Annotated in this window: 1 protein-coding gene; it reads right to left on the bottom strand. The window is 66.7% G+C overall.

Annotated elements, in window-relative coordinates; all coding sequences use genetic code 11:
- The coding region (locus VG556_RS22330) for an AraC family ligand binding domain-containing protein (protein WP_423180048.1) at positions 1 to 641 on the bottom strand (641 nt) is incomplete at its 3' end.
- Position 642: the final 1 nt, after the last annotated feature.

Raw genomic sequence — 642 nt, 5'->3', positions numbered from 1 at the left:
CACAGCGCCTCGGTGGCGCGCACGAACTTCACCCGTCCACGCCAGTCGCCGAGCGACATGCCCAGCTCGCTGCGTGCCATGCGCTCCAGCTTGCGCACGCTCATATGGTGCCGCTGCGCGATTTCGGCAACCGATTCGGCCATCGACAGGTGTTTCTCCATGTACGCCATCACCTGCTTCAGCGCATCGCTGCTGGCGATCGGCAGGAAGCTGGGCAGTACGGCCGCATTGACGATCTGGTCGATCACCACGGCGGCCATGCGCCGCTGGGCCGCCGTCCGCGGATCGGTCACGCCCTGTCGCGCCAGCTCGTGCAGCAGCTCGCGCAGCAATGGGCTGACTTCTAGCGCACTGCAGCGCTCGGGCAGGCGGCGTGACAACGCCGGCGACAGGTAGGCCGAGCGATAGGCCAGCCGCGACCGGTTGCGCGAATAGTGGGGCATTCCCGGTGGGATCCAGATCGCGTAATGGGGCGGGGACACCATCCACTCGCCGTCGATCTTCATCTCCATCACCCCTTGTGCGACGAAGTTGAACTGGCCCCAAGGATGGCTGTGCGTGCCCCAGTCGGTGGGCTCCATCGCACCCTGCCGGAAGTAGACCGGACCGGGCAGCTGGCGGAAGGTGGGGATGGGCTCCATC

Source organism: Stenotrophomonas sp. CASM106, assembly GCF_049384825.1.
GTDB classification, from domain to species: domain Bacteria; phylum Pseudomonadota; class Gammaproteobacteria; order Xanthomonadales; family Xanthomonadaceae; genus Stenotrophomonas; species Stenotrophomonas muris.
The sequence above is the reverse complement of the archived record's forward strand: the minus strand, read 5'-3'. Positions and strand labels throughout refer to the sequence as shown.